The following is a 13,872-nucleotide window of genomic DNA, read 5'->3' as shown; positions in this document are numbered from 1 at the left end:
CGCTACGACCTCGGGCAAATCTTTTTGGGGAGCGTCAGCGATGCCACTCGATACCGCCCTGCCGCCGGACTGGCGCGACGGCCACTTCGTGCTCCGCATCGAGGGCGCGGACGGGCCGCAGGTGATCGGGCTGGCCAAGGGCGAGGCCTTCGACCTGACCCCCGCCTTCGGCACCGCCAGCGCGCTGCTGGCTTCGCCCGACCCGGTGGCCGCCATCGCCGCGCGGGGCGAGACGCTGGGCCGCGACGTCGAATCCCTGCTCGCCGCCGGCACGCTGCTGTCGCCCTTCGACCTGCAGGCGCTCAAGGCCTGCGGCGTCACCTATGTGCGCTCCATGCTGGAGCGGGTGATCGAGGAACGCTGCCGCGGCGACGCCACCCAGGCCGAGACGGTGCGTGCCGAGGTACGCGGCATCATCGGCGACGACCTTGCCAACCTCCGCCCCGGCAGCCCCGAAGCCGCGACGCTGAAGCAGACACTGGTCGCGCGCGGCTGGTGGAGCCAGTACCTGGAGGTCGGCATCGGCCCGGATGCCGAGGTCTTCACCAAGGGCCAGCCGCTGTCCTCCGTCGGCTCGGGCGCCAAGATCGGCGTGCATCCCAACAGCGCCTGGAACAACCCAGAGCCGGAGGTGGTGCTGGCGGTGGACCACCAGGGCCGCATCCTGGGGGCCGCGCTAGGCAACGACGTCAACCTGCGCGACGTGGAGGGGCGCTCCGCCCTGCTGCTCGGCAAGGCCAAGGACAACAACGCCGCCTGCGCCATCGGCCCTGCCATCCGCCTGTTCGACGAGGGCTTCACGATGGAGGACATCCGCGCAGCCGAGACGGTGCTGCGCATCGAGGGCACGGACGGCTTCAGCCTATCGGAATCCGGCCTGGTCGGCTCCATCAGCCGCGACCCCACCGACCTGGTGGCGCAGATGATTGGCCCGCACCACCAGTACCCGGACGGCGCCGCGCTGTTCCTGGGCACGCCCTTCTCCCCCAGCCAGGACCGCGGCGCGCCGGGCATGGGCTTCACGCACAAGCCGGGCGACGTGGTGCACATCAGCAGCACCCGCCTGGGCGCGCTGTGCAACACGGTGGAGCGGACGGATCTCTGCCCGCCCTGGCGCTTCGGCATCGGCGCGCTGATGAGCAACCTGCGCCAGCGCGGCCTGCCCCGCGCATGACGGCGGAGCGGCACGGGCGGCTGGAGCGGGGCGACGGCGTGGAGCTGGCCTGGGCGGCGCTGCCCGGCACCGGCGCCGGGCCGACCGTGGTGTTCCTGGGTGGCTTCCGCTCGGACATGCAGGGCAGCAAGGCCCTGGCGCTGCGCGACTTCTGCGCCCGCCAGGGCCGCGCCTTCCTCAGGCTGGATTATTCCGGCCATGGCGACAGCGGCGGACGGTTCGAGGATGGCTGCATCGGCGACTGGGCGGCCGACGCCGCCCGGGTGATCGAGGCCGAGGCCCCTGGCCCGCTGCTGCTGGTCGGCTCCTCCATGGGTGGCTGGATCGCGCTGCTGCTGGCGCGGGCCTGGGGGGCGCGGGTGCGCGCGCTGCTCGGCATCGCCGCCGCGCCCGACTTCACCTACCGGCTGATGGAGCCCGAGTTCAGCCGCGCCCAGCGGGCCGAGCTGGAACGCGACGGCATCACCCACCTGCCCAGCCCCTATGGCGAGCCGGTGCCCATCACCGCCCGCCTGCTGGCCGATGGCCGGGCGCAGTCGGTGCTGGACCGCCCCCTGCCTTTCGCGGGGCCCGTGCGGCTGCTGCAGGGCATGCGGGATGCCGAGGTGCCCTGGTCCACCGCGCCGGACATCGCCGCCCACCTGGATGCCGCCGACGTGCAGGTCACGCTGATCAAGGAAGGCGACCACCGCCTGTCGCGGCCGGAGGACCTGCTGCTGCTGGAGGAAACGCTAGAAAGCCTGTTCCGCACGCTGGATGGCGGCGAGCCCTTCCCGAAAGCTGGGGTAGCGCCAGCCGATCCCTAGCGCCGCGCGGGTGCCGGCGGAGCAGACCTTGCGGTCCTCCGCCCAGAAGCTGCGGCCCATGGCCGACATGCCGGCCAGTGCCTGCTCGAAGGGCACGGCCGGCGGCGGGGCCACGCCCAGCAGCCGCGCGGCCTCGGCCGTCACGGCCGCGCCCTCGGCAGGCTCGTCGTCGGCCAGGTGCAGCACGCGGGGCACGGCGCCGGCCGGCGCCCGCATGGCCGCCACCACGGCCTGGGCGATGTCCTCCACATGGATGCGGCTGAAGGTGTGGCCGGGCCTGATCACCCGGCGCGCGCGGCCCGCCCGCACCTCGTCCAGCGCGCTGCGGCCGGGGCCGTAGATGCCGGCGGTGCGGAACAGGTCCAGTGCCACGCCGCGCCCCGCCAAAGCTTCCGCCCAGGCCTGCTCGGCGGCGATGCGGCGGCGGGAACGGTCCTGGGCCGGCGCGGGCGGCGTTGTTTCGGTCACCCAGCCGCCGCCGCGGTCGCCGTACACGCCGGTGGTGGACATGTAGCCCGCCCAGCGCAGCAGCGGCGCGGTGCGGATGGCGGTGCCATGCGCCGCCAGCACCGGGTCGCCGGCCTCGTCCGGCGCGGCCGTGTTCAGCAGGTGCGTGGCGGTGCCGATGGCCGCCGCGGCCGCCGGAAAGCCGACCACCTCCACCCCCGCCGGCGCCGTGGCGGCGGCAGGGTTTCGCGAGGTGCCGGACACGCGGAAGCCCGCGCCCAGGGCTTCCGCCGCGATGGCGCGGCCGGCATAGCCCAGGCCGAAGATGAGCAGGTGCAAGGTCATGGCCGCCGATGTGGCGTGCTTTGCCGCCGGCCGCTAGAGTGCCGCGATGCGAGCCCCCCTTCCCCATGCCCGCTGGCGCCGCACGCTCCTGGGCGTGTCCCTGGCGGCCGCGCTGGGCACCGGCGCCGGCCTCGCCCTGTGGCTGCATTCCACGACCTTGACCGAGGCGGCCGAGCCCGCCCCCGCCGGGCCGCCCCCGGCAGCCGCCCGGGGCCCGGACAACGCCGCGCCCGGCCTGCCCTTGCCGGCCGGGCCGCCCCGGCTGGCCAGCGGCCCCGAATACGAATCCTGCCTCGCCCTGCTGCGCACCAACCCGGAAGCCGCCCTTGCGGCGGCCGAAAGCTGGGAGCGCCGGGGTGGTGGCGAAGGCGCCCGGCATTGCACCGCGCTGGCCCAGTTGGCCCTGGGCGAGGCCGACCGCGCCGCCGAGCGGCTGGAGCGGCTGGCCAGCGAATCGCACGCCGGCAATGCCGCCCGCGCCGCCATCTATGCCCAGGCGGTGCAGGCCTGGACGCTGGCGGGGCAACCGGGCCGCGCCTATGCCGCCGCCACCCTGTCGCTGACCCTGTCGCCCACCGATCCCGCCCTGCTGGTGGACCGTGCGCTCGCCGCTGCCAGCCTGGGCCGCTACGGCGAGGCGCTGCTGGACCTCGACGCCGCGCTGGCGGCAGGCCCCCCGCGCCCCGATACCCTGGTGTTCCGCGCCGCGGCGCTGCGCCACCTGAACCGGCAGGCGGATGCGCTGCAGGCGGTGCAGCAGGCCCTGGCGCTGGACCCGCGGCAGCCGGATGCGTTGCTGGAACGCGGCATCCTCAAGCAGCTGAAGGGCGACACCGCCGGGGCGCGGGCGGACTGGCAGCGCACCGTGACCGCGGCCCCGGACAGCCCGGCGGCGGATCTGGCGCGGCGCAACCTGGCCTTGAACGAGGCGGCACCACGGCGGCGCTGACAGAACGGGGCGTGGCCAGGGGATGCTGCCCCTTGCCCTGGTTCGCATCCCGCCGCCTGGCATCTGCAGGCAGCGTCAAGGCTTCCCGGATCAGGCGAGGTCCTGGCGGATGGTGGAAGCCGGGGGGCTATCAGGTCACCCCCGAAGGGCCCGGGAGATGGCGCCCCCCCGGGCCGGCGCCTCAGAAATCGAGATCCGCGTAATGCGGCGGCGGATTCACGCCGCTGACCCGGTCCGCCAGCAACGGCCGGAAGCCCGGGCGGGACTTCACGCGGGCATACCAGTCCTTCGCGGCATCGTTCAGCGACCAGTCGATGTCACCGATGTAGTCCAGCGACGACAGGTGCGACGCGGCCGTGAGGTCGGCCAGCGACAGCGAGGAGCCGGCCAGCCACAGCCGCGTCTCCGCCAGCCAGCCCAGGTAATCCAGGTGCGGCTTGAGGTTGGCGTAGCCGGCGCGCAACGACCCCGCATCCGGGTTGCCGCGCCCCATCAGCCGCTTCATCTGCTTCTCATACAGCAGGTTGCTGGTGACCTCGCGCGCGAACTTGCCATCGAACCAGGCGACCAGCCGCCGCACCTCGGCGCGCTCGCCCAGCGTGCGGCCCAGCAGCGGCGTTTCGGGGTAGGCTTCGTCCAGGTACTCGCAGATGGCGTAGCTGTCAGCCAGCACCAGGCCATTTTCCTCGGTCAGCACGGGCACCGTGCAGGCCGGGTTCATTTCCAGGAATTCCTCGCGCCGGTCCCACACCCGCTCGACCCGCAGCTCGAAAGGAATGCGCTTTTCGTTCAGCGCCAGCCGGACCTTGCGGGCATAAGGGGACAAGGGAAGGTGGTAGAGGATGCGCATGCGTCAGGCCGGATCTGCGGGGTGGCGGCGCTTATCGCACGCACATCGCCCCCCCGCCAGATCAGCCTCACGCCATCGTGAGCATTCTGTGCAATCGTTACGCCATGCTCATTCGGCGGCCATGGCGATGTCTTCCATCGGCTGCGGCAGGTAGCGGGCGTATTCCTTGGGCACCACGTGCCAGAAGTGGCCGCGCTCGGAGGCCCAGTCGTTGAGGAGCCGCGCGGCGAGGCGCGAACCCGTTTCGGCCGCATGCCGCTGCACCAGTTCCCGCAGCGCGCCTTCCCAATGGGCGGAAGACAGGCGGCGCCACAGCAGCGTGTCCGGGTTCACGCGCCGCTCGAAGGTGTCGTCGGCGTCGTAGATGAAGGCCTGGCCGCCGGTGAAGCCGGCGCCGAAGTTGTCCCCCACCGCGCCGAGGATCACGGCGACGCCGCCGGTCATGTATTCGCAGCCGTTGGAGCCGCAGCCCTCCACCACCGTGGTGGCGCCGGAGTTGCGCACCGCGAAGCGCTCGCCCGCCTGTCCCGCCGCGAACAGCTCGCCCGCCGTCGCGCCATACAGGCAGGTGTTGCCGACGATGGCGTTGTCTGACCACACCAGCGTGGAGGACGGCGCCGGACGGATGACGATGCTGCCGCCCGACAGGCCCTTGCCCACGTAGTCGTTGGCATCGCCCAGCACTTCCAGCTTCAGCCCACGCACCGCGAAGGCGCCGAGCGACTGCCCGGCCGAGCCGCGCAGCCGCACCGTCAGATGCCCCGCCTGCAGGCCGCTCATGCCGAACTTGCGGGTGATCTTGGAACTGATCTTGGTGCCGATGGCACGATGCGTGTTCCGGATGTTGTAGGCGAGCTGCATCTTCTCGCCCCGCTCGAACAGCGCCGCGGCATCGCGGATCATGTCGGCGTCCAGCGTCTCGGGCACCTCGTTGCGGCCTTCCAGCGTGCAGTGGCGCGGATAAGGGCCGGCATCGGCCTGCACCAGCAGCGGGTTGAGGTCGAGGTCGTCGAGGTCCTCGGAGCCGCGCGACACCTGCTTCAGCAGGTCGGTGCGGCCGATGATGTCCTCGATGCGCCGGAAGCCCAGCTCGGCCAGGATCTCGCGCACCTCCTCGGCGACAAAGGAGAACAGGTTGATGACCTTCTCCGGCGTGCCGGTGAACTTCTTGCGCAGATCCTCGTCCTGCGAGCACACGCCCACGGGGCAGGTGTTGCTGTGGCACTGGCGCACCATGATGCAGCCCATCGCCACCAGCGACGCCGTGCCGATGCCGAATTCCTCGGCCCCCAGCATCGCCGCCATCACCACGTCGCGCCCGGTCTTCAGGCCGCCGTCGGTGCGCAGCTTGATGCGGTGGCGCAGCCGGTTGAGCAGCAGCACCTGGTGGGATTCGGACAGCCCCATCTCCCAGGGCAGCCCGGCATACTTGATGGAGGACACCGGCGAGGCGCCGGTGCCGCCGTTGTGGCCCGACACCAGGATGGCATCCGCCTTGGCCTTGGCCACGCCCGCCGCGATGGTGCCGATGCCCGAACGCGACACCAGCTTCACGCAGACGGTGGCATCCGGGTTGATCTGCTTCAGGTCGTAGATGAGCTGCGCCAGATCCTCGATCGAGTAGATGTCGTGGTGCGGCGGCGGGCTGATCAGCATCACCCCCGGCGTCGCGTGGCGCAGCTTGGCGATCAGGCCGGTCACCTTGAAGCCGGGCAACTGCCCGCCCTCGCCGGGCTTGGCGCCCTGGGCGACCTTGATCTCGATCTCGCGGCAGTTGTTCAGGTACTCGGCGGTGACGCCGAAGCGGCCGGAGGCGATCTGCTTGATCGAGGAATTGGCATTGTCGCCATTGGCGCGCGGCTTGGCGCGCTCCGGGTCCTCGCCGCCCTCGCCGCTGTCGGAGCGCGCGCCGATGCGGTTCATGGCGATGGACAGCGTCTCATGCGCCTCGGGGCTCAGCGCGCCGAGCGAGATGCCGGGCGCGATCAGGCGCTTGCGGATCTCGGTGATGCTCTCGACCTCCTCGATGGCGATCGGCTTGCGGCCCTCGAAGCGGAAGTCCAAGAGGTCGCGCAGCGCCACGGGGGGGAGCTTGCGCACCTGCTCCGTGTATCGCTTGAAGGTCTGGTAGCTGTCGGTTTCCACGGCGTGCTGCAGCGTGTGGATCAGCGTCGCCTCGAAGGCATGCGCCTCACCACGCCGGCGCAGCTTGTACAGGCCACCCACCGGCAGCACCGCCGCCTCGGCGCCCCAGCCCTTCTCGTGCATCGCCAGCACGCGGCGCGCGATGCCGGACAGGCCGATGCCCGAGATGCGCGACTGCGTGCCGGGAAAGAACTCGGCGACCAGGGCACGGGACAACCCGATGGCCTCGAAGTTCATCCCGCCGCGATAGGAGGAGAGGACAGAGATGCCCATCTTGGACATCGTCTTCAGCAGGCCCTTGTCGATGGCCTTGCGGTAGCGCGCGACGCAGTCTTTCAGCGAAAGCTGGCCGAACAGCCCGCGCCGGTGCCGGTCGGCGATGCTTTCCTGCGCCAGATAGGCGTTCACCGTGGTGGCGCCGGCGCCGATCAGCACGGCGAAGTAATGCACGTCCACGCATTCGGCGGCACGCACGTTCAGGCTGGTGAAGGTGCGCAGCGAATTCTTGACCAGGTGCGTGTGCACCGCGCCGACCGCCAGGATCATCGGAATGATGGCGCGCTCGGGGCCGGTCGCCTCGTCCGTCAGGATGACGTGGGCGCAGCCGGAGCGGACACCCTCCTCCGCCTCGCGGCGGATGCGCTCCAGCGCGCGGCGCAGGCCGGCTTCGCCGTCAGCGACAGGGAAGGTGCAATCCACGGTGCAGACGGTGGCGCCCATGTAGCCGCGCATCGCCTCGAACTCGGCATTGCTCAGCACGGGGCTTTCCAGCTGCAGCATGTCGCACTGCGTCGGGTCCTCGTCGAGGATGTTGCCGAGGTTGCCGAGCCGCGTCTTGATGGTCATCACCCGCGTTTCGCGCAGGCTGTCGATCGGCGGGTTGGTGACCTGCGCGAACATCTGCCGGAAGAAGTGGTGCAGGCCGCGGTAGTGCTGCGACAGCACGGCGATGGGCGTGTCGTCGCCCATGGAGCCGATGGCCTCGGCGCCTTCCTCCACCATCGGATGCAGGATGGTTTCCAGGTCCTCCATGGTGAAGCCCATGGAAAGCTGGCGGCGGCGCAGCGCCTCGCCTTCCAGCAAGGCGCGCTCATCCACCTCGTTGCGGACGATGCCGTCGATCTTGGTGGTGCGGTTCACCCAGTCGCCGAAGGGCTTGCGCGCGGCGAGCAAGTCCTTGACCTGGTCGGGCGTGAAGAACTGCTGGGTGTCGAGGTCCACCGCGATGCTTTGCCCGGGGCCGAGGCGGCCCTTGGCCAGCACCTCGCTTTCCGGCACCTTCACCATGCCGGTCTCGGAACCGACGATCAGCAGCTTGGAGGCGGTGATGCTGTAGCGCATCGGCCGCAGCCCGTTGCGGTCCAAACCCGCGATGGCCCAGCGGCCGTCGGTCGCCGCGATGGCGGCGGGGCCGTCCCACGGCTCCATCACCGCGTTGCAATACATGAACAAGTCCTGGTGGGCCTGCGGCATGATGGCGTTGGAGCCGATGCTTTCCGGGATCAGCATCGCCTTGGCCATGGGCGCGTCGCGGCCCGCGCGCACCAGCAGCTCGAACACGTTGTCCAGCGTCGCGGTATCCGAGCCGCCAGCCTGCACGACGGGCTTGATGTCCTCCATCACGGCATCGAGCAGCGGGTGCGACAGCCGCGTCTCGTGCGACTTCATCCAGTTGACGTTGCCGTGGACGGTGTTGATCTCGCCGTTATGCGCCAGCATCCGGAACGGCTGGGCCAGCCGCCAGGTCGGAAAGGTGTTGGTGGAATAGCGCTGGTGGTAGATCGCGAAGCGGCTGATGAAGCGCTCGTCCACCAAGTCGGGGTAGAAGTCGGTCAGGTTCTCCGCCAGGAACATGCCCTTGTAGATCACCGAGCGGCCGGACAGGCTGCACAGGTACAGCTCCGGCACCTGCGCCGCGATGGCGTTCTTCTCGATGCGGCGGCGGATCACGTACATGTCCCGCTCGCAGGTATCGGCATCCCGCTGCTCGGGGTCCCAGATCAGGATCTGCTCGATCTCGGGGCGCGTGGCATTGGCCTTCTCGCCGATGCAGGCGATGTCGATCGGCACCTGCCGCCAGCCGTAGATGTTGTAGCCGGCGTTGAGGATCTCGGTCTCGACGATCTGCCGGCAGCGCTCCTGCGCGCCGAGGTCGGTCTTGGGCATGAACACCATGCCGACGGCGATGCGCCCGGGGCGCAGCCGGTCGCCGCCGCGTTCCACCACTTCCGCGAAGAAGTCCTGCGGGATCTCCACATGGATGCCCGCGCCGTCGCCCGTCTTGCCGTCGGCATCCACGGCGCCGCGGTGCCACACCGCCTTGAGCGCGTCGATGCCGGCCTGCACCACGTCGCGGCGGGGCTTGCCGTCCAGCGCGGCCACCAGCCCGACGCCGCAGGCATCGTGCTCGGTCACGTCCAGATGCGCATCGCCCGCCAGGAGCGCTGCGTTGCGGGCATAGGTCTCGGCGAAGGCGGCGCCGGGCTCGACGATGTCGGTCATGCTGCGATCCTCAGATCTTCAGGCCGCGGGCGCGCAGCGTCTCGCGGTGCTTGGCCAGGGCGCTGAGCGCGACCTCCTGGCCCCATTTCATGCCAAAGGCGGCGGAAGCGGCGGCCACGGTCGGCGTTACCTGCTGCAGGCGGCGGCCCAGCGGCGTCTCATAGAAGGCCTTCAGCTCCCGCAGCTCGGGCGCGGTCATCTGCGTGGCCCAGAGATCCACCGTGAAGTCGCGCAACTCCGGCATGCGCTGCCGGAACTCCGGCATCAGCACCTCGTCGATGATGGCGATCACCTCGGCCGCCGGCTTGCCGCTGCTTTGCGCCAGGACGGTGGCCACCTGGTGGGACACGGCGGTCATCATCTGCTCGGACTGCGCGTCGGTATTCAGCAGCGCCATGAGGTCGCGCGCCGCGGCGCGGCTTTCCTCCGTCGCGGCGGCAGGCGCGGCCGGGGTCGCGGGCGCCGCGGGCGTGGGCGTGGGCGTGGCAGGGGTGCGGAACTGGCTGGGCTGCGCCAGAACCGGGCCGGCCAGCAGCGCCGCGCCCAGCAGGGCGATCAGGGGCGCGCGCATCACTCGGCCGCCAGGGCGGGGGTGGCGGCGCGGGCGGCCACGTATTTCTCGATCTGGTCCGCCGCGTCGCGCCCGTCGCGAATGCCCCAGACCACCAGGGACGCACCGCGCACGATGTCGCCGGCCGCGAAGACGCCGGGCACGCCCGTCATCATGCTGCGGCGGTCCACCTTCAGCGTGCCCCAGCGGGACACGGTCAGCGCCGGCTCTTTGAACATGGTCGGCAAATCCTCCGGATCGAAACCCAGCGCCTTGATCACCAGGTCGGCGGGCTCCAGGAAGCCGCCATTGGCGATCGGCTCCACCTGCTGGCGTCCCGTGGCGTCCGGCAGGCCGAGATGCATGCGCACGGCACGCACGCCGCTGACGGCACCCTCGGCATCGCCCTCGAAGCCTTCCGGCGCCGACAGCCAGGAAAAGCGCACGCCCTCCTCCTCGGCGTTCTTCACCTCGCGCAGGGAGCCCGGCATGTTGGCCTTGTCGCGGCGGTACAGGCAGGTGACGGAGGCAGCACCCTGGCGGATGGCGGTGCGTACGCAGTCCATGGCGGTGTCGCCGCCGCCGATCACCACCACGCGCCGGCCGCTGGCGTTCAGCGCGCCGCTTTCGAACTCCGGCACGGCATCGCCCAGCCCTTCGCGGTTGGAGGCGGTGAGGTAATCCAGCGCGGGGACGATGCCGGAAAAGTTGGCGCCCTCGGCGCCGATGTCGCGTGCCTTGTAGACGCCGGTGGCGATCAGCACGGCGTCATGCTTCTGGCGCAGCTCGTCCAGCGTGACGTCCTGGCCGACTGCGCAGTTCAGCACGAACTCGATGCCGGCCTCGGCGTATTGCGCATGGCGGCGCAGCACCACGTCCTTTTCCAGCTTGAAGTTGGGAATGCCGTAGATCATCAGCCCGCCGACGCGGTCGTAGCGGTCATAGACCGTGACCTTCCAGCCGCGCAGCCGCAGCCGCTCGGCCGCCGCCAGCCCCGCCGGGCCGGCGCCGATGATCCCGACGGAACGGTTCACCTCCTGCTTCGGCGTTGGCGGCTTCACCCAGCCCATGTCCCAGGCCGTGTCGGTGATGTACTTTTCCACCGCGCCGATCGTGACGCTGTCGAAGCCCTTCTCGATCACGCAGTTGCCTTCGCACAGGCGGTCCTGCGGGCAGACGCGGCCACAGATCTCGGGAAAGGTGTTGGTGGCGGCGGAGATTTCGTAGGCTTCCTCCAGCCGCCCCTCGGCGGTCAGCTTCAGCCAGTCCGGGATGTTGTTGTTCAGCGGGCAGTGCACGGAGCAGAAGGGCACGCCGCACTGGCTGCAACGGCTCGACTGCTCGGCCGCCCGCTCGGCGGTGAAGCGCTGGTAGATCTCGCCGAAATCATCGCGTCGCTCGGCCGCGTCGCGCTTGTCGGGCGTCTGCTGGGACAGCCGCACGAATTGCAGCATGCGTTCGGCCATGGCGAAAGGCTCCCCGGGGCAGGAAGAAAACAGGATCGGCGTTCATCAGGGGCCGGGCGGCAAGCGGCAGGAACGCCAATCCGGCAGGCGGGCTTTCACCGGCCTGCGCGCAGCATAAGCACCGCCCAGGCGGCGCTGCCAGTCTTATCTTAACAATAAGACAGCAATACTTACTTATTTTCCGTATCAGCTGGCCAGGCGAGGATCATCCCCGGTATTTCGCCCAGAAAATGAGGCCGATCCGGACCTTACTGCGGAATCAGGCTGCGATGCTGCCCGCCGACGCGAAACCGGGACAGGTAGGACGGCACGACCACTTCCATGCTGGTGGGCTCAATACCAAGGTCGGCAAGCCCCGGCATGCCGGCACCCACCACATTGTCCCGCGACAGCTGCGCCAGCTGGTCCGGCGTCAACGGGCCGCCGGGCAGCCGGCTCATCAGCCGGACAAGCCCGTCCGGCATGGACACCAGGCGGTGGTGGCGCCCGGTGGCGTCCAGCACCAGCGCCATCAATTCGCGGAAGGAAGCGACGCGCGGGCCACCCAGCTCAAAGGTCCGCCCAGCTACGTCGTCCTGCTGCAGCGCCGCCAGCACGGCGTCCGCCACGTCGCCCACGTAAACTGGCTGGAACCTGGTGTCGCCCTTGACCACCGGCATGAAGGGCAGCATCCGCGCCAGGCCGGCGAAGCGGTTGAAGAAGTCGTCGTCCGGCCCGAACACGATGGAAGGCCGCAGCACCACGGCATCGGGAAACGCCGCGCGCAGCGCCGCCTCCCCCGCCGCTTTGCTGCGGGCATATTCGCTGGGGCCCTGCGGGTCGGCGCCGATGGCCGAAACCTGCACCAGCCGCTGCACGCCGGCGGCGGCGGCCGCGGCGCCAATGCGGCCCGGCACCTCGCCCTGCAGCCGGCGGAAGTCGCCCTTGTGCTTTTCGGCCAGGATGCCCACCAGGTTGACCACCACCTGCGCGCCATCCACCGCCCGGGCGATGCCGGCATCCTCCCGCAGGTCCACCGACAGCGGCACCATCTGGCCCACCTTGCCCACGGTCATCAGCGAGCGGATGGCCTCCGGATTGCGGCCGACCACGCGCACCACGTAGTCCAGCCGGGCCAGGCGCTGCACCACTTGCCGGCCGATAAAGCCGGCGCCGCCGAATACCGTCGCGAGTTTGCGTGTCATCATGGCGCCAGCCCCTTCTGATCCAACCGTTCCGCAACGAATGGGGGGCCTGCCAGTTCCACGCGGCCGTGCCAACCTTTGACCCCCTCCCCCGCGCTCTCTATATGCAGGCGGAAACGGGGCGAGCGCGCCTCCGCCCCCACGCCGCATCCATAAGGTTTCCGATGACCCTGCCGCTGATGCCGAAGGCCACCGCCGTGTGGCTCATCGAGAAGACGTCCCTGTCCTTTACCCAGGTCGCCGATTTCGTCGGCATGCACCCGCTGGAGGTGCAGGCGATCGCCGATGGCGAGGTGGCGCAGGGCATCGTCGGCTACGACCCGGTGCAGAACAGTCAGCTGACGCGCGAGGAGATCGCCCGCTGCGAGGCCGACCCCGACGCCCGCCTGCGCCTGCTGCCCTCCGCCGTGCCCCAGCCCAAGGGCCGCGGCAAGGGCGCGCGCTACACGCCCGTGTCCAAGCGCAACGACCGGCCGGACGGCATCGCCTTTCTGCTGCGCAACTTCCCGCAGTTGACCGAGGCGCAGATCGGCAAGCTGCTGGGCACCACCAAGGATACCATCGCCAAGGTGCGCGACCGTACCCACTGGAACAGCGCCAACATCAAGCCGCGTGACCCGGTGATCCTGGGCCTGTGCAGCCAGGGCGACCTCAACGCCGCCGTGATCGCCGCCGGCGGCAACCCGGCCGCGACGCCGGCGCCGCTGGACGAGGACGAGACGGCCGCCTGAGGCTTGGCTTTCGCCCGGGTATGAAAAAGCCCCGCCGGCCGCAAGGCCGCGCGGGGCTTTCCTCTGAGGGCCCTGCCCTCAGCGCGACGTTCGCAGCCGCTCGATCTCTTCCTTCAGCCGCAGCTTGGCGACCTTGAGCTTGGCCAGGGTGGCGGCATCCGGCGCCGGGCGCTGGCCTTCCTGGGCCAGCTGGCGGTCCAGGCTCGCGTGCCGGTCCTGAAGGCTGTTGAGACGGGGCTGCTGCGTTGCGATCACGCTTGATCCTCCACTCGTTGATGGTCCCGGGACATCAACCGCGCGACCCCCGCCATGGGTTTCATGGCGGTCCGCGGCCGTGTTCCGGCGGCGCTGCCGCGACCGCAACCCTGCCCCGCGTGGCATCCTGCACCGCGGGTGCGAGAGGCGGCTGGGCGGCGGCGCCCGGCCATGATATGGCGTTTGTCCCCTCCGATGCGACTCATAACCGTCGAGTAATGCCGCCTGATGCTGGCCGATCGAGACAGCCTGCTGCGTCGCCTGCACGAGCTTCGCAGCGAGCACCGCGACCTGGATACCGTGATCGCGCGCATGGAGGACGGTCCCATGGACCAGCTCCAGTTGCAGCGCCTGAAGAAGCGGAAGCTGAAGCTGAAGGACGAGGTCGCCTGGCTGGAAAGCCGCCTGGTGCCCGACATCATCGCCTGAGGCCGCGTCCGCGCGGCTGATGGAGGCTGGACTTTCGGG

Annotated in this window: 12 protein-coding genes; 5 read left to right on the top strand and 7 right to left on the bottom strand. The window is 70.4% G+C overall.

The window, feature by feature from the left end; all coding sequences use genetic code 11:
• Positions 1 to 40 precede the first annotated feature (40 nt).
• Both IAI59_RS08295 and IAI59_RS08290 read left to right on the top strand, forming a co-directional pair.
• Positions 41 to 1,174, top strand: a complete 1,134-nt coding sequence (locus IAI59_RS08295; RefSeq protein WP_207416634.1) for a fumarylacetoacetate hydrolase family protein — start codon at positions 41 to 43, stop codon at positions 1,172 to 1,174.
• Positions 1,171 to 1,980, top strand: a complete 810-nt coding sequence (locus IAI59_RS08290) for an alpha/beta hydrolase (protein WP_207416635.1) — start codon at positions 1,171 to 1,173, stop codon at positions 1,978 to 1,980. Before IAI59_RS08295 ends, IAI59_RS08290 begins: the two co-directional genes overlap by 4 nt.
• Here the strand turns inward: IAI59_RS08290 and IAI59_RS08285 are convergent.
• On the bottom strand, positions 1,906 to 2,772 hold the full coding sequence (locus tag IAI59_RS08285; RefSeq protein WP_207416636.1) for a Rossmann-fold NAD(P)-binding domain-containing protein: 867 nt from the start codon (positions 2,770 to 2,772) through the stop codon (positions 1,906 to 1,908). The genes IAI59_RS08290 and IAI59_RS08285 overlap by 75 nt on opposite strands.
• A 46-nt stretch (positions 2,773 to 2,818) precedes the next feature.
• Between IAI59_RS08285 and IAI59_RS08280 the strand changes: the two genes are divergently transcribed.
• Positions 2,819 to 3,721, top strand: coding sequence for a tetratricopeptide repeat protein (locus IAI59_RS08280; RefSeq protein WP_207416637.1), 903 nt, complete (start codon positions 2,819 to 2,821; stop codon positions 3,719 to 3,721).
• 181 nt (positions 3,722 to 3,902) lie between these two features.
• Here IAI59_RS08280 and fzlA read toward each other — a convergent pair whose 3' ends face one another.
• The 5 genes from fzlA to IAI59_RS08255 all read right to left on the bottom strand — a co-directional run bounded on the left by fzlA (position 3,903) and on the right by IAI59_RS08255 (position 12,421).
• Positions 3,903 to 4,571, bottom strand: coding sequence for an FtsZ-binding protein FzlA (fzlA, locus tag IAI59_RS08275; RefSeq protein ID WP_207416639.1), 669 nt, complete (start codon positions 4,569 to 4,571; stop codon positions 3,903 to 3,905).
• Positions 4,572 to 4,679: 108 nt separating this feature from the next.
• Positions 4,680 to 9,218 (bottom strand): glutamate synthase large subunit, encoded by a 4,539-nt coding sequence (gene gltB, locus IAI59_RS08270; RefSeq protein ID WP_207416641.1) that lies wholly within the window; start codon positions 9,216 to 9,218, stop codon positions 4,680 to 4,682.
• 10 nt (positions 9,219 to 9,228) lie between these two features.
• Complete coding sequence (locus IAI59_RS08265) at positions 9,229 to 9,789, bottom strand: DUF2059 domain-containing protein (RefSeq protein ID WP_207416643.1); 561 nt, start codon at positions 9,787 to 9,789, stop codon at positions 9,229 to 9,231.
• On the bottom strand, positions 9,789 to 11,234 hold the full coding sequence (locus IAI59_RS08260; protein ID WP_207416644.1) for an NAD(P)-dependent oxidoreductase: 1,446 nt from the start codon (positions 11,232 to 11,234) through the stop codon (positions 9,789 to 9,791). The genes IAI59_RS08265 and IAI59_RS08260 overlap by 1 nt, the downstream gene beginning before the upstream one ends.
• Positions 11,235 to 11,482: 248 nt before the next feature.
• Positions 11,483 to 12,421 (bottom strand): complex I NDUFA9 subunit family protein, encoded by a 939-nt coding sequence (locus IAI59_RS08255; RefSeq protein ID WP_207416645.1) that lies wholly within the window; start codon positions 12,419 to 12,421, stop codon positions 11,483 to 11,485.
• Positions 12,422 to 12,582: 161 nt separating this feature from the next.
• On the opposite strand from IAI59_RS08255, the gene IAI59_RS08250 reads away from it, so the two are divergent.
• Positions 12,583 to 13,149, top strand: coding sequence for a DUF1013 domain-containing protein (locus IAI59_RS08250; RefSeq protein ID WP_207416646.1), 567 nt, complete (start codon positions 12,583 to 12,585; stop codon positions 13,147 to 13,149).
• A 78-nt stretch (positions 13,150 to 13,227) separates the two neighbouring features.
• Here IAI59_RS08250 and IAI59_RS23000 read toward each other — a convergent pair whose 3' ends face one another.
• The gene (locus IAI59_RS23000; protein WP_237181215.1) at positions 13,228 to 13,404 is read right to left on the bottom strand and encodes a YdcH family protein; all 177 of its coding nucleotides are present in this window, start codon (positions 13,402 to 13,404) and stop codon (positions 13,228 to 13,230) included.
• Between the two features lie 228 nt (positions 13,405 to 13,632).
• Here IAI59_RS23000 and IAI59_RS08240 point away from each other — a divergent pair, with 228 nt between their 5' ends.
• Positions 13,633 to 13,833, top strand: coding sequence for a YdcH family protein (locus IAI59_RS08240; RefSeq protein ID WP_207416648.1), 201 nt, complete (start codon positions 13,633 to 13,635; stop codon positions 13,831 to 13,833).
• The last annotated feature ends 39 nt before the right edge of the window (positions 13,834 to 13,872 follow it).

The organism is Roseomonas haemaphysalidis, assembly GCF_017355405.1.
GTDB classification, from domain to species: Bacteria; Pseudomonadota; Alphaproteobacteria; order Acetobacterales; family Acetobacteraceae; genus Pseudoroseomonas; species Pseudoroseomonas haemaphysalidis.
Note: the sequence above shows the minus strand (reverse complement) of the source record. Positions and strands in the feature narration are given on the sequence as shown.

Excerpts from the sequence above, each read along its gene's own strand:
- IAI59_RS08295 (WP_207416634.1), top strand. The coding sequence starts at position 41 with ATGCCACTCGATACCGCCCTGCCGCCGGACTGGCGCGACGGCCACTTC.
- IAI59_RS08290 (WP_207416635.1), top strand. The coding sequence starts at position 1,171 with ATGACGGCGGAGCGGCACGGGCGGCTGGAGCGGGGCGACGGCGTGGAG.
- IAI59_RS08285 (WP_207416636.1), bottom strand. The coding sequence starts at position 2,772 with ATGACCTTGCACCTGCTCATCTTCGGCCTGGGCTATGCCGGCCGCGCC.
- IAI59_RS08280 (WP_207416637.1), top strand. The coding sequence starts at position 2,819 with ATGCGAGCCCCCCTTCCCCATGCCCGCTGGCGCCGCACGCTCCTGGGC.
- fzlA (WP_207416639.1), bottom strand. The coding sequence starts at position 4,571 with ATGCGCATCCTCTACCACCTTCCCTTGTCCCCTTATGCCCGCAAGGTC.
- gltB (WP_207416641.1), bottom strand. The coding sequence starts at position 9,218 with ATGACCGACATCGTCGAGCCCGGCGCCGCCTTCGCCGAGACCTATGCC.
- IAI59_RS08265 (WP_207416643.1), bottom strand. The coding sequence starts at position 9,789 with ATGCGCGCGCCCCTGATCGCCCTGCTGGGCGCGGCGCTGCTGGCCGGC.
- IAI59_RS08260 (WP_207416644.1), bottom strand. The coding sequence starts at position 11,234 with ATGGCCGAACGCATGCTGCAATTCGTGCGGCTGTCCCAGCAGACGCCC.
- IAI59_RS08255 (WP_207416645.1), bottom strand. The coding sequence starts at position 12,421 with ATGATGACACGCAAACTCGCGACGGTATTCGGCGGCGCCGGCTTTATC.
- IAI59_RS08250 (WP_207416646.1), top strand. The coding sequence starts at position 12,583 with ATGACCCTGCCGCTGATGCCGAAGGCCACCGCCGTGTGGCTCATCGAG.
- IAI59_RS08240 (WP_207416648.1), top strand. The coding sequence starts at position 13,633 with ATGCTGGCCGATCGAGACAGCCTGCTGCGTCGCCTGCACGAGCTTCGC.